General features: G+C 55.2%; 19 protein-coding genes and 1 pseudogene. 1 reads left to right on the top strand and 19 read right to left on the bottom strand.

Going from position 1 to position 22,186, the window contains the following annotated elements; translation table 11 throughout:
* Positions 1-93 precede the first annotated feature (93 nt).
* The 18 genes from J2Z70_RS05405 to J2Z70_RS05490 all read right to left on the bottom strand — a co-directional run bounded on the left by J2Z70_RS05405 (position 94) and on the right by J2Z70_RS05490 (position 19,998).
* On the bottom strand, positions 94-633 hold the full coding sequence (locus J2Z70_RS05405; protein WP_209870137.1) for an RNA 2'-phosphotransferase: 540 nt from the start codon (positions 631-633) through the stop codon (positions 94-96).
* Positions 634-1,026: 393 nt separating this feature from the next.
* Positions 1,027-1,782: an RNA polymerase sporulation sigma factor SigF gene (sigF, locus tag J2Z70_RS05410; protein ID WP_036727459.1), complete on the bottom strand. Its 756-nt coding sequence runs from the start codon at positions 1,780-1,782 to the stop codon at positions 1,027-1,029.
* Between the two features lie 11 nt (positions 1,783-1,793).
* The gene (spoIIAB, locus tag J2Z70_RS05415) at positions 1,794-2,249 is read right to left on the bottom strand and encodes an anti-sigma F factor (RefSeq protein ID WP_036727460.1); all 456 of its coding nucleotides are present in this window, start codon (positions 2,247-2,249) and stop codon (positions 1,794-1,796) included.
* Positions 2,246-2,599, bottom strand: a complete 354-nt coding sequence (gene spoIIAA, locus J2Z70_RS05420) for an anti-sigma F factor antagonist (protein WP_036727462.1) — start codon at positions 2,597-2,599, stop codon at positions 2,246-2,248. Before spoIIAA ends, spoIIAB begins: the two co-directional genes overlap by 4 nt.
* Positions 2,600-2,771: 172 nt before the next feature.
* Positions 2,772-4,010 (bottom strand): D-alanyl-D-alanine carboxypeptidase family protein, encoded by a 1,239-nt coding sequence (locus tag J2Z70_RS05425; protein WP_209870140.1) that lies wholly within the window; start codon positions 4,008-4,010, stop codon positions 2,772-2,774.
* Between the two features lie 132 nt (positions 4,011-4,142).
* A complete protein-coding gene (locus tag J2Z70_RS05430) occupies positions 4,143-4,568 on the bottom strand; it encodes a hypothetical protein (protein ID WP_209870143.1) in 426 nt (141 codons plus the stop codon).
* An 88-nt stretch (positions 4,569-4,656) separates the two neighbouring features.
* Positions 4,657-5,667, bottom strand: a complete 1,011-nt coding sequence (locus J2Z70_RS05435) for an acyltransferase family protein (RefSeq protein ID WP_209870146.1) — start codon at positions 5,665-5,667, stop codon at positions 4,657-4,659.
* Between the two features lie 872 nt (positions 5,668-6,539).
* Positions 6,540-7,502 (bottom strand): ABC transporter ATP-binding protein, encoded by a 963-nt coding sequence (locus J2Z70_RS05440; protein WP_209870149.1) that lies wholly within the window; start codon positions 7,500-7,502, stop codon positions 6,540-6,542.
* Positions 7,499-8,476: an ABC transporter ATP-binding protein gene (locus J2Z70_RS05445; protein WP_209870152.1), complete on the bottom strand. Its 978-nt coding sequence runs from the start codon at positions 8,474-8,476 to the stop codon at positions 7,499-7,501. Before J2Z70_RS05445 ends, J2Z70_RS05440 begins: the two co-directional genes overlap by 4 nt.
* A gap of 73 nt (positions 8,477-8,549) precedes the next feature.
* Complete coding sequence (locus J2Z70_RS05450) at positions 8,550-9,830, bottom strand: M20 family metallopeptidase (protein ID WP_209870155.1); 1,281 nt, start codon at positions 9,828-9,830, stop codon at positions 8,550-8,552.
* Between the two features lie 125 nt (positions 9,831-9,955).
* On the bottom strand, positions 9,956-11,557 hold the full coding sequence (locus J2Z70_RS05455) for an ABC transporter substrate-binding protein (protein WP_209870157.1): 1,602 nt from the start codon (positions 11,555-11,557) through the stop codon (positions 9,956-9,958).
* A gap of 147 nt (positions 11,558-11,704) precedes the next feature.
* Complete coding sequence (locus tag J2Z70_RS05460) at positions 11,705-12,601, bottom strand: ABC transporter permease (RefSeq protein WP_036727473.1); 897 nt, start codon at positions 12,599-12,601, stop codon at positions 11,705-11,707.
* Positions 12,602-12,631: 30 nt separating this feature from the next.
* The gene (locus J2Z70_RS05465) at positions 12,632-13,642 is read right to left on the bottom strand and encodes an ABC transporter permease (RefSeq protein WP_209870160.1); all 1,011 of its coding nucleotides are present in this window, start codon (positions 13,640-13,642) and stop codon (positions 12,632-12,634) included.
* Between the two features lie 241 nt (positions 13,643-13,883).
* Complete coding sequence (locus J2Z70_RS05470; RefSeq protein ID WP_209870163.1) at positions 13,884-15,410, bottom strand: PucR family transcriptional regulator; 1,527 nt, start codon at positions 15,408-15,410, stop codon at positions 13,884-13,886.
* A gap of 1,052 nt (positions 15,411-16,462) precedes the next feature.
* Positions 16,463-17,134 carry an aspartate/glutamate racemase family protein gene (locus J2Z70_RS05475; protein ID WP_209870165.1) on the bottom strand — a complete coding sequence of 224 codons (672 nt, stop codon included), beginning with the start codon at positions 17,132-17,134 and terminating at the stop codon, positions 16,463-16,465.
* 180 nt (positions 17,135-17,314) lie between these two features.
* On the bottom strand, positions 17,315-18,259 hold the full coding sequence (locus tag J2Z70_RS05480; RefSeq protein WP_209870168.1) for an aminopeptidase: 945 nt from the start codon (positions 18,257-18,259) through the stop codon (positions 17,315-17,317).
* A 17-nt stretch (positions 18,260-18,276) separates the two neighbouring features.
* The gene (locus tag J2Z70_RS05485) at positions 18,277-18,945 is read right to left on the bottom strand and encodes an AroM family protein (protein ID WP_209870171.1); all 669 of its coding nucleotides are present in this window, start codon (positions 18,943-18,945) and stop codon (positions 18,277-18,279) included.
* A gap of 102 nt (positions 18,946-19,047) precedes the next feature.
* Complete coding sequence (locus tag J2Z70_RS05490) at positions 19,048-19,998, bottom strand: DUF1177 domain-containing protein (protein WP_209870174.1); 951 nt, start codon at positions 19,996-19,998, stop codon at positions 19,048-19,050.
* A gap of 245 nt (positions 19,999-20,243) precedes the next feature.
* On the opposite strand from J2Z70_RS05490, the gene J2Z70_RS05495 reads away from it, so the two are divergent.
* Positions 20,244-21,293: a serine hydrolase domain-containing protein gene (locus J2Z70_RS05495; protein ID WP_209870176.1), complete on the top strand. Its 1,050-nt coding sequence runs from the start codon at positions 20,244-20,246 to the stop codon at positions 21,291-21,293.
* 116 nt (positions 21,294-21,409) lie between these two features.
* Here J2Z70_RS05495 and J2Z70_RS05500 read toward each other — a convergent pair.
* Positions 21,410-22,186: pseudogene (locus tag J2Z70_RS05500) on the bottom strand (hypothetical protein); the annotation flags it as partial.

Below are 22,186 nucleotides of genomic sequence, written 5' to 3' on the forward strand. Positions count from 1 at the left end.
ACATATGGTAAAAGATAAAAGCGTCCCGCGAGCCGCGAACTGGCTGGCCTGGGGCGCTTTTTGTTATGGTTGGCTGTGGCTGGTTAGCGTAGGCTACAAGTCAGTAATGAATTCGGGCGGAATATAGTCCGCGAGCCAGATATTATGATTTCCGTGGTAAAACTTGATTCCTTCCTGTGCGGCCCGCCCGGCATCGATGGTTAAGATTACAGGACTTGAATCCTTGCGTCCTCCCACCAGCTTGGCTGTATCCGTATCCACCGAGAAATGAACATACTGCCTCTTCATCGGTTTCAGTCCTTCGTGCAGAATCGTCTCCACCCATTGCCTGGCTGTACCGTGGTACAGAATAGGGGGCGGCGTTTCAGCCTGCTTGATTATTTTTTGCGGGACCGAGTGACCATATAGCGCCCTTATTCTGCCCTCCGCAAGCTCATGCCGCTGCTTATCCGATGCTGCGATCATTTTGTCCAGATCCTCTGCACCGACTGTGTCCCACTTCTTGTCCTGATGCAGCGAGTGGAGCAGCTGTTCAATATCCACCCACCCCTGTTCATCCAATTCCAGTTCATATTCCCACGGCGCGTGACGCAGGGCGTAGGAGACCTCTTTGCTGAGCTTCGCATAATCCATTGGGTTTAGCCCTCCATAGTCATTTTGCATTGTTGTTAGTATTCAAAATTATCGATTGTTGCGAGTTTAGCCTAGTTTAGCATATGTGAAGCCGCTGGTATAACCGTGCGCTAGACCATCGGAGGGGTCCATCGGGGAGTCCGTTTCAGGCTCAAAAAGAGACGTTTCGGCCAAATAAGGGGATCTGAGTCCGGTTAATACAATAATCGGCAGTGGGGTGCATGGTCACTTTGAGCGCACGCAAAAAGCCGCCCCTCTAGGGGGCGGCCCCCTTGCACCCGTCACTGTACATCACATACTTAACTCTTGCTAAGCTCCACAGCTAACCCGACTGCTGTATCGAACTTACTGAGCTGCGGCAGTATCAGCCGAGACGCGCTGTAACTTCCACCGCTACTGCGCAATCTGCTCGCGGATGTTCGCGAGGATTTTCTTCTCCAGCCTCGACACCTGCACCTGCGAGATGCCGAGGCGGCTGGCGACTTCCGACTGGGTCTGATCGCGGTAATAGCGCAGATACACGATCAGACGCTCGCGCTCGGTTAGCGCACCGATGGCCTCGTTCAAGGCCAGCTTGTCGAACCAGCGCTCCTGCGACTCGTCGGCGATCTGGTCGATCAGTGTGATCGGATCGCCGTCGTTCTCGAAGACGGTCTCGTGGATCGAAGTCGGCGGCTTGTTGGCTTCCTGGGCGAAGACGATTTCTTCGGGCGTGACGCCCAGCGCTTCGGCCACTTCACCGATGGTCGGGAGGCGGTCGAGCGTTTTGGACATCTCATCCTTCATCTTGCGCACCTTGTTGGCCATCTCCTTCAGCGAGCGGCTGACCTTGAGCGTGCCGTCATCGCGGAGGAACCGCTGGATCTCGCCGATAATCATCGGTACCGCATAGGTGGAGAACTTGACCTCATAGCTGAGGTCGAATTTATCAACGGACTTCAGCAGTCCGATACAGCCGATCTGGAACAAATCATCCGGTTCATATCCGCGGTTCATAAACCGCTGCACCACCGACCAGACGAGGCGGATATTGCAGTTGACCAGCGTGTCGCGGGCCGTATGGTCCCCGGCTTGACTGAGCGCGATTAGACGTTTGACCTCCGCATCGTCCAAATAGGTCGGCGGAGCTTTTTTTGATTCTGCATCCATGGCTCCAACCCCTAATTGTATAAAGCTTTTTTCGAGACGATGGTTTTCTTCATGGAGATTGAGGTTCCGCGTCCCGGTTCGCTGATAACCTCGAATTCATCCATGAAATTCTCCATAATGGTGAAGCCCATACCTGACCGCTCCAGCTCCGGCTTCGAGGTATACAGCGGCTGCTGGGCCAGCTCCAGATCCTCAATGCCCCGGCCCTTATCCTCAATGGTCAGATGCACGGTCTCATTCTCAAGGGAAGCGGATATGCTGACAACACCTGCGGGATCACTGTCATAACCGTGAATAATACAATTGGTGACAGCCTCCGAGACTACCGTCTTCAAGTCATTCAGCTCCTCCATCGTCGGGTCGAGCCGGGAGACAAAGGCAGCCACTACCACACGCGCGAACGATTCATTCTCCGACAACGCAGCAAACTGGACACTCATGAAGTTACGAGCTTCGCTACTAGTCATAACGCGACCTCCAAATCCGAGAGTGCAGCGCTCTCGTCGTCATATAGGGGCATGATTTTGAACAGGCCCGACATTTCCAGCAGGCGCTTCACAGGCGCTGTGGCATCGCAGACTGCCATTTTGCCGCCCTTACTGCGGATCAGCTTGTAGCGCCCCAGAATCACTCCGAGACCCGAGCTGTCCATGAACTGCAGCTCCTTCAGACTCAGGATCAGATGCTCCACCTGGCCCCGCATAATCGCTTCATCCATATCCATACGTACATAATCGGCTGCGTGATGGTCCAGTTCCCCGGACAACCGGACAATCAGCACACCCCGGTGATGCTCCATCTCCACATGAGAATTCATGCTTGCCACTCTCCTCTTCGTTGCTTGGACAACCGCCCTGTAACTATTTCTTTCCCCTACAAGGACAAGGTTTCTACACCGCAATTGAGGATTCCTGCCTCACGACAAAACTAGAAGAAAACCCCTAAGAACTTACACAAAGCCCCTGGTTCAATCTACAAAATGCAAGAAATTAATCATTCGTAAACATAGCGCCCGTTGCCCGCTTGAACAGCTTCCACCAGCCCGCCTTGGCTACCGTTTCGCCTGCCTTCAACTCGTATTCCTTCAATACATCGTTCCCCTGGTAGACTACCAGCTTGCCGACCGTCTGGCCTTCGGCCACCGGAGCCTTCACCTGCTCATTCAGCACCAGCTCATGGCGGATACCCTCCTGGGTTACTCCTTTGCGGAGCAGGACACTATAGTCTTCCTTCGCCACCAGCGGGAGCTGCGACTTCACGCCCTTCTCAATCCTCACCGTGCCGATGGTGTCGCCTTCCTTGTGAATCGTATGCAGTTTATATTGGGAAAAGAGGTAGTCGAACATCGCCGAGACCTCGCTGTTGCGGGTCTTGGTGTTCGGCTCGCCCAGCACCACTGCTACAGCGCGCAGGCCATCTCTGGCCGCCGTCGCCGACAGGCAGAACTTCGCTTCGGACGTATATCCCGTCTTCAGCCCGTCAGCCCCCGTGTAGAACCGCACCAGCTTGTTGGTGTTCACCAGCCAGAACGGCTTGGTGGAATCCTTGCGCAGGTAATCCTGATAAGAGCCGGTGTATTTGATAATCTGCTCATGCTTCAGCAGCTCCCGGCTAATGACGGCAATATCATGCGCGGAGGAATAATGATTCGCAGCCGGCAGGCCGTTGCAGTTGGCGAAATGAGTATCCTTCAGGCCCAGGTCCTGCGCCTTCTGGTTCATGAGATCGACGAAGGCGCTCTCCGAGCCGGCGATTTTCTCCGCCATAGCTACGGAAGCATCATTGCCGGACGCCATTGCGATGCCCTTCAGCATATCGTCAACCGTCATTTCCTCACCCGGCTCCAGAAAAATCTGTGAACCGCCCATCGATGCCGCATACTCGCTGGTCCGCACCTTGTCGGTCAGCTGCAGTTTGCCCTCATCCAGCGCCTCCACCGTCAGCAGCATGGTCATAATCTTGGTAATACTGGCCGGCGGAAGTTTATCATGGCTGTTCTTCTCATAGATGACCGTGCCCGTGCTGGCATCCATCAGAATGGCAGAACGCGCCCCTGGCGCAAGCGTAGCAGCCGCCCCTCCGGCATTGCCGGAATTTGCGGTGCCTTTGGCTTTTTCCTCGGCCCAGGCTCCGGTAGCGCCTCCCAGAACCGATACAGCAATGCACAGCACAAGCGTTACATAACGAATTTTCCTCACAATGGTTCCCCTCCTGAACTTAACCTTCATTTCACAGGTACTGTGTTCCAGTTTCGTCAGAAAGGCAGGAAATTATTCCATTTCACGCACAAAAAAAAGAGCCTCCCCCGGTATCTTCACAGATACTTGAGAAAGCCCCTTTCCGGTACTGCTATGAATAGCTTAGCCGCCGATAGCCAAAGCGCTGAAAATAACAGGTCCCACCACTGTGGCAACGGAGCCGACATCCTGGTTCTCTACAATCAGCTGATAGTTCTGGACACCGGCCGGGACGTTGATATCTACCATATGCAGCGAGATAATACCATCGTCATTGAAATTCTCCTCCAGCTCTACCAGTGCATAGAAGATTTCGGTACCTGCCCGCCAGATGCGGACCAGCACATTGGGCGTATCCAGAGTAACATCCACGCCGATGGTGGCTTTCAGTTCCACCTTATTGGGGAAATGTCCTGGAACTGCGGGATCGATATACACCGATGTTCCTGCAATCTGTATACCAGCCGGAGAAATAGGAACAGGGATGGAGACCCCGTTAGTAATAGGTGTAACTACGGATGCGTTATAATCCAAAAGTGTTTTGGCCATGCGTTATCACTCCTTTTCATATTCTACTAAAGTATATGAAAGATATGAAAAAGAGCTTGTGCATTTCTATTACTAGTCCACCTATTTATTAACGTGCGTTGCTATAATTCACTGCCGGACGGCTGCCGCCCTTATGCCCGAGATACAGTCTGGACAATAGAGGAGAGCGTACCGCCCAATTGGCGGCCAGCAGCGGCACCCCCACTCCGATCAGCGTAAAGGGCAACAGCCCGTAATCCGTCCCGAGGAGATATTTGAGCCCGTAATTCAAAGGCAAATGCAGGTACATGATCGCAATGGAGTTACGTCCCAGGCTGCCCATCCAGTCCAGCGGAACAAGCTTCGAGAGACGGTACACAGCGGCGCAAATAGTCAATGAGATAAGCAGCGGCACGGCAAGATCGAGCAGCAGCGAAGTATACTCCTTGTATTTCATATTCAGGCTGTATTGAAGGACACCCGTCCGCTCCAGCAGCAGCACAAGAGCACATAACGGAAGCAGCACCGGCAGCGCCGAATAGCGGCGGATGAGCGCAGGGATCACCTGTTTGCCGTAGAATCCGATCGCATAATAAGTAATGGCGAGCAGGGACACATCTGCATTCCAGGGAAGATTGAAGTTCCTGAGCGCGGTCAGGGAGATGAGATGTGACAGGAGATAAGCAGAAGCGATCAGGAGAAATTGCGTGCGGCGGGAATAACGGACAATGTATCCGAAGAGCAGCTGTGTGAACAGCAGGCAGGTGATGAACCAGAACACCCCGTAAGGGCCCGTGAGCGACAATCCCCCGTAGAGCAGTCTCGCTACATTCTCGGCGAACCCTCGTATACTGAAGTTGAACAGCAGCAGCACGGAAGCAATCAGGAGTCCGTAGGCAAAATAGGGAGTCATCAGCCCCTTGGTCCGTTTGACCGCCCAGCCCAAATACCGCCCGGGTTCAACCGGCTTAAATACAAGTCCGCTAAGCATGAAGAACAAAGGCATCCGGAACCAGGACAGATAATGATTCGCTGCCGCATCGCCGGAGTGGCCCATTACTACAAAAATAATACTGAATCCCTTGGCGGCATCAATCCATAATTGTCGTGGTTTGTTCACGTTATCCTCCCATCTCCTCCCAAATCAGTTTTAATTTAATACAATTATAGAAGGGTTTATTTTTCTTTTCAAATTTCAATGAAATATTTCAGCGTTATTTCTGAAAGAATATTCACTTAACAACGGAGCAAACTCTGCAAAAATAAGTCATTCTGCCTAGACGGGGGACGTTGTCCCATCCGGTTAATAAATAGGGCTAAAGTCCGGCGGTGTTGCCGGTGACGTAGCAGGCAGGAAAAGCGTCTGGTATGGTGCGGGGAAGTAGGAGGCGGGAGGCCGAATGTGGTCGGTTTTCCGATTACATTGGACCCACGCAACTCCGCAGCGCCGAATGTGGTCGGTTTTCCGATTACATTGGACCCACGCAACTCCGTAGCGCCGAATGTGGTCGGTTTTCCGATTACATTGGACCCACGCAACTCCGCAGCGCCGAATGTGGTCGGTTTTCCGATTACATTGGACCCACGCAGCTCGGCAGCGCCGAATGTGGTCGGTTTTCCGATTACATTGGACCCACGCAACTCCGCAACGCCGAATGTGGTCGGTTTTCCGATTACATTTGGACCACGGGCCTCCGCAGCTCCGAATGTGGTCGGTTTTCCGATTACATTGGACCCACGCAACTCGGCAGCGCCGAATGTGGTCGGTTTTCCGATTACATTTGGACCACGGGCCTGTGTGTGTGCATATTGTATGCTGTTTTCGGCATACATTCGGCCCACGGGCCTGCGTGCGAGAACAATGTATGATGTTTTCAGCATACATTCGGTCCACTTGTCTTCGCGCCAGCCAATTGTGTTCTGTTTTTCGCATCCAGCAAAAGCAAAGAGCCACCCGCTGCCGGATGGCCCCTCCTCACACTGCACATATACTTAATACAAATGACAGGCCACCTGATGGCCTGAGTCCAGCTCCCGCAGCACCGGCGCTTCCGACTTGCAGCGGTCCATCGCATGCGGACAGCGGGGATGGAAGGCACAGCCTGTGGGCGGAGTCTCAGGGTTCGGAACATCCCCCGTCAGGACGATGCGCTGCTTTTTCAGGCCCGGATTCGGCACTGGAACGGCAGACATCAGCGCCTGGGTATACGGATGCAGCGGCTTCGCGAAGAGTGCCTTCGTCGGCGCCAGCTCGACAATCCGCCCCAGGTACATGACGGCCACACGGTCGCTGATGAATTTCACAACTGACAGGTCATGCGAGATGAACATATAAGTCAGGCCGTATTGCTCCTGCAGATCCTGCATCAGATTCAGCACCTGGGCCTGGATGGAGACATCCAGTGCCGATACCGGCTCATCGCAGACAATGAACTTCGGATTCAGCGCAAGCGCACGGGCAATCCCGATCCGCTGCCGCTGGCCCCCGGAGAATTCATGGGGAAAACGGTGGGCCTGATAGGGGGACAAACCCACCACCTCCATCAGCTGCTCGACCCTACTCTTCAGCTCTCCGGCGGGGGCCGATCCGTGGGTACGGAGCGGTTCCTCCAGAATGCGCTGGACGGTCCAGCGGGGGTCGAGCGAAGCGTAAGGGTCCTGGAACACCATTTGCATATCGGTACGGAACCTGCGTAGCTGCTCGGTATTCAGGCTGCGCACATCTGTGCCGCCGAACATAATCTCGCCTTCTGTCGGCTCAATCAGCCGCAGAATGGCCCGTCCGGTGGTCGATTTCCCGCAGCCGGATTCTCCGACCACTGCCAGCGTCTCTCCCTGCTCTACGGATAAGGTTATGCCGTCAACGGCTTTGACTGCACCAACCTGCTTAGAGAAGAAGCCCTTGCGGATCGGATAATGCTTCTTCAGATTGCGCACTTCCAGTAATGTGGTCATAGAACCCCCTCCTGCTGCAGGATACAGCGGCATGTGTGGCCCGGCTGCACCTCAAGCAGCTCCGGGAGCTGCTCCCGGCAGCGGTCCACCGCTACCGGACAGCGCGGTGCGAACCGGCAGCCGGGCGGCAGGCTGGCCGGATTCGGCACCTGGCCCGGTATCGAGCTGAGGCGGTCCTCATCCCCTGCCAGCTGAGGCAGGGAAGCCAGCAGCCCTTGAGTATACGGATGCAGCGGCTGGCTATACAGGGTAGCCACATCTGTCTCCTCGACGATCTGACCCGCGTACATGATGACGACCCGGTCGCACATCTCGGCGACAACCCCCAGATCATGCGTGATCATCAGGATTGACATGCCCTCGTTCTTTTGCAGATCCCGCATCAGATCAAGGATCTGCGCCTGAATCGTCACATCCAGCGCTGTCGTCGGCTCATCGGCTATGAGCAGCTGAGGATTGCAGACCATCGCCATTGCAATCATCACCCGCTGCCGCATCCCGCCGGAGAGCTGATGGGCATACTGCTGGGCAATCTTTTCCGGCCGGGGAATCCCTACCTTGCGCAGCATCTCCACCGCCCGCGCGTCCGCCTCCTTCTTGCTCAGCTTCAGATGATAACGGGCGGATTCGGAGATCTGGCGCCCGATCTTGAACACCGGATTCAGCGAGGTCATCGGCTCCTGAAAAATCATCGCAATCCGGTTCCCCCGGATATTCCGCACCTCATTCATCGACATCTCCAGCATATCCTTGCCCTCGAAGCGGATCTGGCCGGAAGCAATCCGGCTGATCCGTTTGGGCAAGAGCTGCATGATTGAGAGTGAGGTAATGCTTTTGCCGCAGCCCGATTCGCCTACAATGCCCAGTGTCTCTCCCTTGCGCACTGACAGACTGATGCCGTCCACCGCACGGATCGTACCTGCCGCTGTCTGAAACTCGGTGCATAGCCCTGATACTTCCAGCAGTTCTGTCATGATTGCCCCTCCCTCCAGTACCCCACAAAGTGAAGTATTTGCTTCGATGATTAGTCAGGTACTCTTTTAAATACTATTTCTCTTCTTCTACACCCAGATATTTCAGCGCCGTTAAAGCATACACCTTCGCACACTGGATAATCTGCCAGACAGGAGCTTTCTCGTTGAAATTATGAATGGTGGACAGCTCGGCCGGTCCGTATTGCAGAACGGGAATGTTATGAGTGCGGAAATGGCGCGCGTCGCTAGAGGCCCATTGCAGCACACCGTAGGCTTCTTCCCCGCTCACCTCACAGATACTCTCAACCAGGTCCTTGACCACCGGCTCCTCATTGGAGGTCCAGTTGGCATTGCCCTGGAAGCCGAAGCCCTTCACCTCGGATTCAATGCCGGCTTCAAGCAGCAGGGAGCGGGCACGGTCCAGCACATCCCGGTAGTCTACCCCGAATGGTACGCGGGAATCGACCTGAATGGTGCAGCGGTCCGCCACTACGTTCACCTTGGTTCCGCCCTGAATCGTTCCGATGTTGACCGTCACATGGTCGAATACCTGATAGGCGAGGGAATCTTCTTCTTCGCTGCCCTTCACGTAATCCTGCGAGATGCGAATAATCTCCTGAACTTCCTCGGGAATGTCCACTTTGATATCCCATAGCCGCTGTAAGGCTTCAATCCCTTTGGCGGCCTTCACAATGGCGCTGTCTCCAACCACAGGCGACAAGCTGCCGTGACCCGGTGTGCCTTCCACGGTGAATTCGAACCAGCAGCTGCCCTTTTGCCCGATGGTCGGGTTCAGCGGGCCGGAAGGCTCGGCAATCACAGCAGCGGTTCCGGTAATCAGGCCGCGCTCCAGCACCCAGGGAACCCCGAGATGACCGCCAGTCTCTTCATCTGGCACGATCAGCAGGGAGAGATCTCCTTTTAGCGGAACGCCCAGCTTCGACAGCAGTGCAGTGACGTAGATTAACCCGGCCAGGCCTGCTTTCATATCCGAAGCGCCTCTGCCCAGCAGATAGCCATCCACGATATCGCCGCAGAACGGATCGAAATCCCAGCGCGAGCGGTCTCCCGCCGGAACGACATCGGTATGTCCGCAGTAAATCAGCTTTTTGCCGGTGCGCTCCTCCGCGCCTGCGCCCAGTGTGGACACCAGATTGAACATCGTTTCGGTGGCCGGATAGATCGCCGTATCGATACCTGCTTCTTTCAGATAACCAATAATATAAGCGCTGATCTCCCGTGAATCGCCCGGCGGATTCTCCGAAGGGTAACGGATCAGCTGAGAGCAGAGCGCAAGCAGTTCCTCCTGCCCGGCATCAATGGCCTCCAGCACCTTGCTTTTCCAGTCTGTCATGGGTTACGAATTCTCCTTTGTGTTCCAGGCTGCACGCCTTGCGGCTGGCAGGAGGAACTGTGAATTTGTGACAAAGAAGAGGGACAAGGCCTAAGGCCTGCCCGCTCTCTTTTAGCCAAACCTGCTTATTCTGTAATCGATAGCGGATAGAAGCGGATGACTTCGTCCGGATAGAAGGCGTAGCCGCTGATCTTGTTGCTCATCCCTACAATGCGGTTATACTCGTAGAGATACGCCCAAGGTGCTTCTGTCGTGATGATCTCCTGAGCCTGCTTGTAGAGCTCTGTGCGCTTCGCAGTATCTGTCTCCAGGTTCGCCTGCTCCCACAGCTTGTCTACTTCAGCATTCTGGTAGTTGATGTAGTTGGAAGAGCCCTTGCCGTACAGCAGGAAGCCGAGGTGATAGCCGGGATCATTGACGAAGGAAGTCCATTTGGAGATATAAGAGGTCAGATTATTGGTCTTCTGCTGCTCCAGGAACTGGGCGCGGGCCAGCTTGTTGATCTTCATGTTGACTCCGATTTTGGCCAGCTCAGCCTGGATCAGGACCGCATCATCTTCCCAGTCATCGAAGCCGGAGCCCAGCGTGAAGTCGAAGTCAAAGCCCTTCTCATAGCCTGCTTCCTTCAGCAGTGCCTTGGCCTTGTCCAGATTGTACTCATACACATAGCCTGCATCGGTGAAGCCCGGCGTGTTGCTCGCTACTGCACTCTTCATCTGCTTGGCCTGGCCGTACATCACCCCGCTCAGCAGCTGATCGTAGGGAATCGCATAGTTGATCGCCTGACGGACTTTTACATTGTCGAACGGCTTGACCTTGTTGTTCATGGCGAAGAACAGAATCCGGTTACTTGCATTGGAAGCAACGGTCAGCGCCTTATTGGTCTCAAGCGTTGACACATCCTTCGGAGGAATCTCAATCGCCATGTCTACATCGCCCTTACCCAGCAGCAGCACGCGGTTCGAAGCTTCCTTGGTGAACTTCAGGGTTACCTTGCCGAGGCTTGGCGCACCCTGCCAGTAGCTGTCATTAGCTGTGAAAACAGCCTCGGTAGCCGGGTCCCACTTCGTAAGCTTGAACGGGCCGGAACCGGCGGCATTCGTCTTCAGGTAGTCTGCACCCTGTGTTTCTACCGTCTTCTGGTCCACGATGGAGAAGGTGTACATCGCCAGAATCTGCAGGAAATTATGATTGGCATTAGTCAGAGTAACTTCAACGGTCGAAGCGTCTTTTACCGTCACTGATTTAATGGAAGCCATGCCGTAGAGGAAGCTGCCGGAGCTCGACTTCGCCACACGTTCAAAAGAGTACGCCACCGCCTCGGCATCCACCGGATTGCCGCTCTGGAAGCTCACGCCGGATTTCAGCTTGAACGTATACACCGTGTTGTCAGCATTCACTTCCCAGCTCTCTGCGAGCATAGGCTTGATGTCTTCGGTATTGGCGATGCTGGCGCCATTCTCGGTCTTGATGCCGTAGGTGACCAGCTGATCATAAGCGGCCAGCACAAGCGTATCGGAGGTCAGATCATTGGCTTCCGCCGGGTCGAGCGTGGTGCCGCCCTCGGAATAGGCCACTGTAAGGTTCTTTTTGACCGGGGCTGCTGTTGCTGCAGTATCCGTTCCTGCCGAAGTGGCAGCAGGGGTCTGCGGATTGGCGCTGCTGGCGCATCCGGCAAGCATGATTGAAAAAGCGACGAGTGTGGACAACAGTTTAACTTTTTTCATCGGGTAATTCCTCCCTTTTCTATATCCTGCTTGCATAAAAACTACTTGTGCTGCTGATGATTATCTGCCGCCTTACGTTCCAGCTGACGTTAATCTATCTATCTCTATCGGGGATGGGGCAGCCTTGGGGGATTCCCCTGCTCCGCCTCATTTCCCCGAACGCAACCGCGGGTCAAGCACATCCCGGAAGCCGTCTCCGAGTAAGTTGAAGCCTAAGATGGAGGTAGCAATGCCGAGGCCTGGAAAAGTAACCAGCCACCATTGCCCGGAAATGATATATTCCCGGCCTTCGGAGATCATCGCGCCCCATTCGGCAATCGGGGGTCTGACCCCCAGCCCCAGGAAGCTAAGACTGGATGCAGTCAGGATGGCGAAGCCCATCCCGAGCGTAGCCTGCACCATTAGTGGAGCCAGGGCGTTCGGCAGAATGTGGCGGTACAGAATGACTCTATCCTTCACACCAATGGCCCGGCTGGCTTCGATATACTCCTTCTCCCGCAGAGAGACCGTCTGGCCGAACATCAGCCGGGCGAATTCGGGAATGCCGACAATGCCGACGGCGATCATTGCGCTGCTGAGTCCGGCTCCGATCGAGGCGGCAATCGCCATCGACAATACCAGTGACGGGAAGGACAACAATACATCCATGACCCGCATGATGATGGTTCCGGTCCGGCCACCGTAGTAAGCGGCAATCCCGCCCAGCGGCATCCCGATCAGGAAGGAGATCGAGACCGCGATCAGGCCGGTCCAGATGCTGATCCGTGCGCCGTACAGCACCCGGCTGAGGATATCCCGGCCGAAGTTGTCGGTTCCGAACCAATGGCTGCCGGAGGGCGGCTGCAGCTTATTCGCCATATCTGTGACGAACGGATCATGCGGAGCCAGCCAGGGGGCAAAAATGGCTACCACGGTCCAGATCAGGATGAAGGTCAGCCCGATGGCCGCCAGGCGGTTGTGCAGCAGCAGGGATAATAGGGTCCGGGGCTTGGCCGGTGCGGGCTTCGCCGGGCTGCCCTGTGCTGAATGTGCTGCAGTGCTCACAAGCAATCTCCTCCTCTCACACAAGCTGTTCTATTCATAACGGATTCTCGGGTCAATGAACCCGTAGATCAGGTCGACCGCCAGGTTAATTCCGCAGTAGAGCACGGCACTGACCAGGGTGAACGCCTGGATCGGCGCGTAATCCGCTGCCAGTATGGAGTCGGTGACATAGCCGCCGATTCCCGGCCAGGAGAAGATCGTCTCCGTGATGACCGCGCCGCCCATCAGGAAGCCGAACTGGAGTCCGAGCACCGTTAGCGTGGGAATCAGCGCATTAACCAGTGCGTGCTTGTAGATGACGGCTGATTCCCGCAGCCCCTTGGCCCGGGCGGTGCGGACGAAGTCCTGATCGACCACCTCCAGCATGCTGGAGCGGGTCATCCGGGCGATGATCGCCATCGTACCGGTACTGAGGCAGATCGCCGGGAGCACGAGATGCGCGAGGCTGCTTTTAAGTGCAGCGGTGTCGCCGGAGAGTATACTGTCCAGCACGTACAGCCCGGTGATATGCACCGGCGGGTTAAGATCCCCGCTGATCCGGCCCATCGGTGCCGGTGCCCAGCCCAGAATGGAGTAGAAGATATAGATGAACATCAGTCCGAGCCAGAAGATCGGCACACAAGCACCTATCAGGGAAAATACACGCGAGATGTGATCCAGCAGCGATTCCTTACGGGTAGCGGCCACAATGCCTACCGGAATGGCGATTAGAATTGCAATCAGGATGCTGGCCAGGGTCAGCTCAATCGTAGCCGGGAAGCGCGAAGCCAGGTCACTGGCGACTGAATGTCCGGTGTGATAGGCATAGCCGATATCGCCTTGCAGCAGTTGCCCGATGTAAGCGAAGAACTGGATATACAGCGGCTTGTCCAGCCCCATATCCTGGCGGATCTTGTTCACAATATCCTCCGGAGCCTGCTCTCCGGCCAGCATAATCGCAGGATCGCCCGGCAGGACTCTCGACAGAATGAAGGTGATGACGATAATGCCGAGCAAGGCTGGAATCATCTGCACCAATCTTTTTAATGTATAAGCAAACAATGAATCAACCCCCTTACGACTTCGACTGCTGTGCCTCTGTGACGGAATTCCGCTCTCATGTCAGGTAATACGCGTATGCTGTGTCTTATTAAAGTGTTGAGCTAATTCTACATAGAATTTCACAGCCCCTCTACGTCCCGTTCAGCTAAAAAAATGCACAACCGTTTGTCGATTGTGCACTATCAAGGACTATGAATGTTAGATTTACTCACACGACATTCCAGGAATCTTCCAAAGCGCCCTATTTTTCCTGGAGGTAATAGTAAATCAGGCACAAATGGCAGACGAACTGTTCGCGCGGATCATTCAGATCGAAGCCAGTGATATCCCGAATCCGCTCCAGCCGGTATTTGACGGAGTTGCGGTGGATATAGAGGCTGTTCGCCGTCTCAATCAGACTGCCCCGGCACTCCAGATAATGATAGAAGGTCAGCAGCATATTGCTGTCATGCTCCTGGTCATATTGCAGCAGCTTGCCCAGCTTGCGCTCGAACAGCTTCTCGAACCCCGGACCGCCCAGCCCCTCCAGCAGATGATAGACCTCCATCTCTTCGTAGCGGGTAATCCCGCCGGGGCCTTGTCCGAGTCTTCTGGAGATGGACAGCGCTTTGCGCGCCTCGTTATAACTGGTGTGGATGTCCCAGAGATATTCCGAGGTGCCGATACCGCAGCGGTAACTGCTTAAGCCTTCTGCCTTGTCCTGCAGCCAGCCGCTCAGCGTCTTCTCCCACGGCTCCTCCGCGTCACCGCCCGGCGTGAACCTGCGCCCCTCCTGCGTAGGCAGGAACAGCACCGCCCGGCTCGAACGGTACTCGGCGTGCGGCGTGACGCCGCGCTTCTTCGCCTCCCGCTCCAGCAGCCGGTTCACCGTCTCCTCGCTCGGCGCCGTCTCCCCTTCGATGACGGCCACCTCCCACTTGTGCTCAGGGTTCATCCCGAGCTGGCGGGCCCGCCGCTGCACCTCATGCCTCGACGGCAGCGGCGGGGTCAGCAGCTCATCGATGAAGTTGCCGCGCAGACGGAATTCCGTATCCTCGGCTACCTTACGCCGCATTATTTCAAGGGCAAACACAAGCCGGGCTTGCTCGATGCCCACCTCCTCCATATCATCCAGCCGCTCCTTGTCGACGAGCAGCCGGGCAACCGTCCGGCGGTCCACATGGATGTTCCAGCTAAGCGGAGAGTCGCTCTGCGCCCAGTCATAGTCTGCCGGGGAGGATACGATAATTTTCCGCTCCGTATCCACGAGTGCTACCGGGGCCTTCAGGAACTCGGCCACGCTGTCGCTGACCGCCTGAATGCCGCTGTTCTCCAGCACCATGGTGGTCAGCGTGCGGTAGACCTCCTCCGCCCGGCGCAGCAGCATCGCCTGCCGTCCCAGCAGCAGCTCCATCACCGGCTGGGTGATATCCGTGTACGGAATCTCGGGCGGGATCTCCACAATCGGCAGACCGCAGGCATTGCTGGCCTCGATGGCTCCTTGTGGAATCTCCTTCAGGAAGCGGGCCGGCTTGATCGCCAGCGCCGCTGCGCCCAGATTATCAAGCGTATAGATCACCTCAGTCAGCAGCGAAGGATCATGGCGGATCGAATAGGCTGTCGTCAGCAGCATCACCCCTTCGCTGATCCAGCCCTTCAGATCCGGAACCTCCATAATATCCACGAACCGGACCACCCGGTCCAGCCCTTGCTCCCCGCTGATGACCTTCGCTTTCCCAAGAACCGAGAGCTCCATTAGCTCCCGTAGCGTAATTCCTCGTGTATTCACCCTTCCGCCTCCCTCTGCTGTCTTCAGTATTTCATGATTTTTCCTGAAATATGCCAATATGCCATGACAATGCCGCCAACCCACTTTTTGCGTTCCCGCTAGTTTATCAGAGATTTCCGCAAAGCCACAGGAAAATCATATCCATTTACAGCATATTTTCGGTGTGAAAGTGCATTAGGAATAAATTGGATGGCCGATTGGATAGTCGGAGAGCGGTTGCAGGGGGAAGGGCTGGGGAGGGGTGAGAGTCGATTGGGGCAGTGAATGGGAAGTTGGTGAGAGAAGGAGAGAGGGATTGAGGAGTGTAGGGGGCGGATCAAAGGGATTTATCCCTTTGGTTACGGACGGCAGATGTATGCAGATATGTTACCTATGTCAGACTCTCCTCACTAACTGCTCTAATCAGCACGGCGCACAACAACAATTCAACGGTTCTGTAACTAACTATTCCCTAATTTGTTTCCGCTACCATTCACTGAACACAGTAAATGTCAAATGTTACTCATCCACGCCGCGCCACTCTCCTGCTCCCCGGACCTACTACCCTCATAGTCCATCCGCCGAATTCAGGGGCACTAATGCTCCTCATTCTTTCCCTTTGCCTGCATCCGCCGAATTCAGGGGCACTAATGCTCCTCATTCTCTCCCTTTGCCCGCATCCGCCGAATTCAGGGGCATTAATGCTCCTCATTCTTTCCCTTTGCCTGCATCCGCCGAATTCAGGGGCACTAATGCTCCTCATTCTTTCCCTTTGCCTGCATCCGCCGAATTCAGGGGCATTAATGCTCCTCATTCTCTCCCTTTGCCCGCATCCGCCGAATTCAGGGGCACTAATGCTCCACCAATTCCCTAACAACAAACAAGCGTCCCCCGGGCCTGAGCCAGGAGGAACGCTTTAAGGAAATCATAGCTATTAGTTTGCCGCACCTTAGTTTTCACGCATTAGTTTTCACGCATTACTTGCCACACATCGCCTATACACGTAGTCTGCACCACACCTACAGGAACGGCGAATTTCAGCAAACTGCAATACCACCCAAGACAAGGCTTTGCTACGAGCGATGCACCTCTCCCGCAGCAGAAGCTCCCGTACCAGAGGCTGACGCAGCGGCAGCGGCACCAAGGCAGAGTATGGGATCGAACGCCCGAATGCCGAGCTGTTCTTCCAGCTCCGCCGCCAGTCCGATGGTCGCGAAGCCTGTGCACGCCAGCACAAGGGCTTCGGCGCCGCGTTCTACGAGCCGGGCGGCACCCGCCAGCGCGCCTGCCCGTCCGGCGGGTGTGTTCAGATCCAGCGTAGTCGTCACGCCGTCGGGGCGGTCCATGCCAATGTAAGCCCCGCCGAGAATACCGCGGATGAGCGGCGGCACCTCTTCCAGAATCGTCAGCACGCCCACCCGGTTGCTGTAAGCCATAGCCATATGGGCCGCGCAGGAGCCCGCTCCCAGCACAGGAACATTCACCACTGCCCTGGCTTCCAAGAGTGCCGGATCGGCAGCACAGCTGATGCCGATAGCCGTGCATCCCTGCTGCTCCAGTTCCCCGGCAAGCCTTATAATCTTCGGAATGGATTCCGCCTCAGTCTGCGCATCATACACACCCCGGGGCTGATCCGGGATGCAGCGGCTCATCACCGGCAGACCATACCGCCGCTCAATTAAATCTCCATGTAACTGGATTGCAGAGTTCTCCTGCAATGTAATGACACGTATGATTCCAAACATCCTATCTCCTCCTGACCGCCTTGATTTAGATGCTGCAAAAGCATAACCAGCCACCCTATTTCAGCCGTAAACAGCAATAGCAGCCGGAAATCCAAAGGTTCACTACAGTGGCGATTGCACCACCCGTACAAATCTGTGGTGCGGCTTATTTAACCTTGCAATCAGCAGCTTCCATTCTGCTTACAGCAATTCCCCAGCCAGCATAATCAGCTTGTCGTCGATATACACATCCGGCTTCATGACCACAGCATCAATATGCACGCCAGCGGCAACGACCCCGCCGAACGTATTATTGCTGCCAAAAGCCACATGGATCGTCCCGTATACCTTCTCATCTTCCAGAACCACGCCTGTAATCCGGGCCTTGTTATTGGTCCCGATGCCGAATTCGCCCAGCAGCCGGCCATCGCCATCGCCAAGCATGTCCAGCAGCTTGCCGCCATGCTCCCCGCCGGCATGGATCAGCCGTCCATCTTCCACGGTCAGCACCATCGGGCCATCCAGTGCGCCAATCCCTGCTACCGAGCCATCCACCTTAATCTGGCCGCTAGCTGTGCCTTCCAGCGGTGCAATATAAGCTTCACCGGAGGGCAGATTGCCTGACTCTCCCGGATTTAGATATAATCCGGTACTGAGAATACCATCCCGGCCGTCAATAGAGAAACTAAGAACCATCCCTTCCTTCTCCACACGCACCCGGCTGCCCGCAGACAAGAGCGCAGCGACCTGCTCGGTCAGCGCCTTCACCTGCCCATAATCCGCAGTGATCGCGCCGTGGCTGAACATATCATCGGTGATCCCCGGCATGGTCGCTACCCGGGTTCCCGCTGCGGCTGCCTGCTTGCGTGCCGCTGTATGTGTCATCGAATGGGTCGTGATGCATACAGCCACATCCGCCTTAGCCATAGCTTCGGCAACCGGAGCCGGAGGCTCCTCCCCCGATCTGCTCCGTGGCTGCATGACCAGCAGCATTGATTCCGCTCCCAGCCTTTTGCCCGCCTCATAGACCGACTCGGCCAGATCACGCTTATCATCGTCGGCTACTACAGCCAGCAGTTCTCCGCCGGCAAGCCCGAGACAATCCTTAAGAACATTCATGCTAATTCCAATTCTTGCTTCACTCATCTTCATTTCCTCCCGAATTACACCATTTCTGCGACCAGCTTGCCCATCAGGGCATTGGACAGCACGGCAGGCACTCCTGCGGAGGCTGCCCACTCTCTATGCTGCTCCACATATCCCATACAGTCAAGCACGATCACATCCGCATGATCCCGCAGACGCTCTGCTGCGGCACGAAAATCCGCTTCCGTACCCGTATAAGGTGAAGCCGCAGCGAACGGCAGCCGGGCTCCGGCGCCTGCGAATTTCTCAATCATTGCGTCCTCCTGCTCCGGCAAAGGGCCAATCAGTCCCAGACGGCGCCCGTCCAGCATCGCCTGCACGACCGGAGGAATGATCCGGTCCGGCTCAATCAGATGGGCAGCAGACGTATGCAGCCCCGGAAAAACTCCCGTACACGCCAGCAGGATCGTCCGAATCCCAGCGGCTTCCATAGCATCAATCTTCCCTTGGAGAACGGACTGTATCCGCTCCCGCGAGATTACCGCAGCGGACCCGTCCGCCATGCGGGTGGTCAGCACATACTCCCCCGGGGCTGGACTGTAATACTCCTTAACCTGTTCAGCCGTGAACCCGTCCAGCACCCCGGACTGAACCAGTCCCGCCTTGCCTTCCAGATATTTCTCAATGATGGGCGCAACATCCTGCCTGGGTGCTTGCCCAATCGTAATCAGCCCGATATTCTTCATTCTTGTCCCTCCAGACGCTATGGGTTACAGCCAAGCTGTGCTAATAGAGCAGGCGCTGAAGGAAGCTCAGCGCCTGATTGTAATCGTACATCTGTTATCCTGTTAGTGAGAAGTGACTGCCGGTTTGCCCAGCGTCTGCAGCACGCTCATGGAGCCGTACAACTCAGTAATTTTGGCAAACTCCGCCTCGTTGTAGAAGGAACATGTCCCCTGCGTTACTTCCTTGGCCGTCTCGATAGCAAAACGCACCGCCTGAGCAATATCCACCTCATGGCTGGCACCGGTACCACAGCCCGGAACCATCGACTGGGCCGTAATAGCCAATCCAACCACCGGTGCAGAAGTTGCTACAGCAGGCTGAAGAATCGAATTGATATGGTACAGCCCGTTGCCGTAAGGCGTAATATCCTGTGTCGTCACCGGAAAAGTAACCGGATACTGTCCTGTCGTCATCTCCTTGATCCGCAGCAAATCTTCGCTGACCCGCAGAATATAGCCTTCTTTGACAGTAGGTGAGATGGCGATCCCTTTGTGGTTAACCACACGGTTGCCTTTGGTCGTGTCAATCGAAAGAACCGCTTCCATCTCCGGCAGCACTTCATGCTCATTCATCTGCAGAATATCAACAGGGGAATCCATAAAATCCACCGGCTCGTGCGGCAGGGTCGGCGCATCCGGGCAAATATGGGTGGTCACCAGCACATCTCCCAGCAGCACATCCCCTTTGGTCTGCATATCTGCCAGCTTCAGCGCAGAAGCAATAGCCGCTACCGCACCGTCTGCATCAGAGACCAGGCCAATCCGGCTCGGGCGCGCCCCGATCCCCCCTAGTCTGCCGACAATGCCGAACGTTGGTGCAGAGCCGCCGCCAAGCTTGCCTTCGCTGCCCGGGATCGTGATTTTGACGAATTCTGTGCTGCCCTTCTCCCCTTCCACCTTCTGAATCTCAACCTTAACCGCAGGATATTCTGCGAATAACTGCTTGACCTGCTTACTGTTAACATAAGCGCTGTCCAGTGCGTTCAAGACTGTAATCGTTTGATGAAGTGCCATTCTAATTCCTCCCCGGATGCATGCTCATGTTTGTCATGTTTGCATTTATACTATCTCATCTCGCAAAATGTCCACAATGTACCGCCCTGCCAAACTGGAACAGCATTTCTTGTCCTTTGCAGATAAACCTTACGCGCAGAGTACACTCTTACGGCTTACCGCTAATGAATAAAGGTTAATTCTCCCAAGCAGCGAAATATAACAGGGTAATGGTGCTTATTTTCAGACAGGAGGTGCTTCATAGGATGAAGCCTGCACATCAGATTAATAAGGACAAGCTGGTCCAGATTATCAGTGAAGAGGCCCGGCGGACGGGGTTCTCAGGGGTCGTACAAGTGACGGAACGGGAGCATGTCCTTGCAGCCGCAGCTTTTGGTATAGCTAATATCGGGGACGTACGGCTCAACCAGGCCCACACCCGCTTCGCCATTGCTTCCGGCAGCAAACTATTTACCGCCATTGCGGTCTGCCAGCTCGCAGAGCAGGGTTTGTTTTCTTTTGACGCCAAAATACTGGACATCCTGCCGAAGCAGGAATTCCCATTGTTCGACCCAGCGATCACCGTGCACCAGCTATTGACTCACAGCTCAGGCATACCGGATTACTTCGATGAAGAAGAGATGGAGGATTTCGCCGCACTATGGAAGGAGACCCCGATGTACACGCTGAGGCGGCCTGGAGATTTCCTCCCGCTGTTCGCCGGACTTCCTATGAAATTCGTCCCAGGCGGGCGTTTTCACTATAACAATGCAGGATATATCATGCTTGCTATGCTCGTAGAAGCCATCAGCGGGCAACCGTTCACGGAATATGTAGAACAGTATATTTTTCTGCCTTGCGGGATGAAGGATTCCGGTTACTTCGCGCTTGATGCACTTCCGGCCCACACCGCTCAGGGATACATCGACAGCAGCAATGGGAAAAAGACCAGCAACATCTACTCCATTCCGGTGGTCGGAGGCGGGGACGGAGGGGCATTTGTTACGGCAGCGGATATGCATAAGCTGTGGAGCGGCTTGCTTGAACACAAGCTGTTACAGGCAGAGACCAAGGCTCTGCTGCTGACACCGCATATTTATGAGCGAAAGGACAGCTATTACGGTTATGGCGTGTGGATACAAGCCGGCCCCAGCGAAAAGGTGCTAAAGTACCATATCATGGGCTACGATCCCGGGATCAGCTTCCATTCCGCATACTATCCCGAACGTGGCATGACCATTACTGCTCTCTGCAACAACAGCAACGGAGCTTATATGATGATGTCTGCCGTGGAGGGCTATCTGCCGGTGGGGTAGCGGTGTGTTCACGTTCAGCGGCTTAAGCGCATGATTCACCTGCCCTCAATTATAATAGCCTTAGCCTAGTTTCTGGGCTAAGGCTATTTGCTGTTAGTTTGCTCGATGAAGCAGTATTAGGGCGTGAAAGTAATAATATTAAGATATCGATTGAAAGCTGCCGATGAGGTTACGTTGTTAGCCGAGGTAACTATCGCACGAACTTGATATGTTACAGAGGCTGTAGCGGGGGCTACGTCTACGTAAGTGTCCGCTATAGGAAAACGTTGAGTTCCCGCTGCACTCAAGGTACGGTTAAAGGTTCTGGTAGAGATCAGCGTAGCACCGCGGTAGAGTCGTAGCTCATCAACAATCGACCAGTTGGCCGTAGTAACCGTTTCTAATCCTATAGCGTAATCTATTTTCAGCTGCTGGGATATCACTACGTTCTGAGTCACCGAAGCGACAACAACTTCTGTATTCAATGGCGGAAAGACCGTTATCGAGCCCGTAGTATTGGAAAATGCCAGAGTAGGTGTACCCGTGGCTCCGGTAGCACCTGTTGTCCCTGTGACTCCTGTTGTTCCTGTTACACCTGTTGTTCCTGTTACTCCGGTTGCTCCTGTGATTCCTGTTGTTCCTGTTACACCTGTCACTCCCGTTGCGCCCGTCACTCCAGTTACCCCGGTTGCTCCGGTGACTCCCGTTACACCTGTGGCCCCGGTTGCTCCCGTAGTTCCCGTAGCTCCTGTTACACCTGTCGCTCCGGTAGTTCCAGTGACTCCCGTAGCGCCTGTAGCTCCTGTTACTCCGGTTGCTCCTGTCACTCCCGTTGCGCCCGTCACTCCAGTTACCCCGGTTGCTCCGGTGACTCCCGTTACACCTGTGGCCCCGGTTGCTCCCGTAGTTCCCGT

This window comes from Paenibacillus silagei (assembly GCF_017874735.1).
In the GTDB taxonomy this organism is placed as follows: domain Bacteria; phylum Bacillota; class Bacilli; order Paenibacillales; family Paenibacillaceae; genus Paenibacillus_AQ; species Paenibacillus_AQ silagei.

Excerpts from the sequence above, each read along its gene's own strand:
- J2Z70_RS05405 (WP_209870137.1), bottom strand. The coding sequence starts at position 633 with ATGGATTATGCGAAGCTCAGCAAAGAGGTCTCCTACGCCCTGCGTCAC.
- sigF (WP_036727459.1), bottom strand. The coding sequence starts at position 1,782 with ATGGATGCAGAATCAAAAAAAGCTCCGCCGACCTATTTGGACGATGCG.
- spoIIAB (WP_036727460.1), bottom strand. The coding sequence starts at position 2,249 with ATGACTAGTAGCGAAGCTCGTAACTTCATGAGTGTCCAGTTTGCTGCG.
- spoIIAA (WP_036727462.1), bottom strand. The coding sequence starts at position 2,599 with ATGAATTCTCATGTGGAGATGGAGCATCACCGGGGTGTGCTGATTGTC.
- J2Z70_RS05425 (WP_209870140.1), bottom strand. The coding sequence starts at position 4,010 with ATGAAGGTTAAGTTCAGGAGGGGAACCATTGTGAGGAAAATTCGTTAT.
- J2Z70_RS05430 (WP_209870143.1), bottom strand. The coding sequence starts at position 4,568 with ATGGCCAAAACACTTTTGGATTATAACGCATCCGTAGTTACACCTATT.
- J2Z70_RS05440 (WP_209870149.1), bottom strand. The coding sequence starts at position 7,502 with ATGACCACATTACTGGAAGTGCGCAATCTGAAGAAGCATTATCCGATC.
- J2Z70_RS05445 (WP_209870152.1), bottom strand. The coding sequence starts at position 8,476 with ATGACAGAACTGCTGGAAGTATCAGGGCTATGCACCGAGTTTCAGACA.
- J2Z70_RS05450 (WP_209870155.1), bottom strand. The coding sequence starts at position 9,830 with ATGACAGACTGGAAAAGCAAGGTGCTGGAGGCCATTGATGCCGGGCAG.
- J2Z70_RS05455 (WP_209870157.1), bottom strand. The coding sequence starts at position 11,557 with ATGAAAAAAGTTAAACTGTTGTCCACACTCGTCGCTTTTTCAATCATG.
- J2Z70_RS05475 (WP_209870165.1), bottom strand. The coding sequence starts at position 17,134 with ATGTTTGGAATCATACGTGTCATTACATTGCAGGAGAACTCTGCAATC.
- J2Z70_RS05480 (WP_209870168.1), bottom strand. The coding sequence starts at position 18,259 with ATGAGTGAAGCAAGAATTGGAATTAGCATGAATGTTCTTAAGGATTGT.
- J2Z70_RS05485 (WP_209870171.1), bottom strand. The coding sequence starts at position 18,945 with ATGAAGAATATCGGGCTGATTACGATTGGGCAAGCACCCAGGCAGGAT.
- J2Z70_RS05490 (WP_209870174.1), bottom strand. The coding sequence starts at position 19,998 with ATGGCACTTCATCAAACGATTACAGTCTTGAACGCACTGGACAGCGCT.
- J2Z70_RS05495 (WP_209870176.1), top strand. The coding sequence starts at position 20,244 with ATGAAGCCTGCACATCAGATTAATAAGGACAAGCTGGTCCAGATTATC.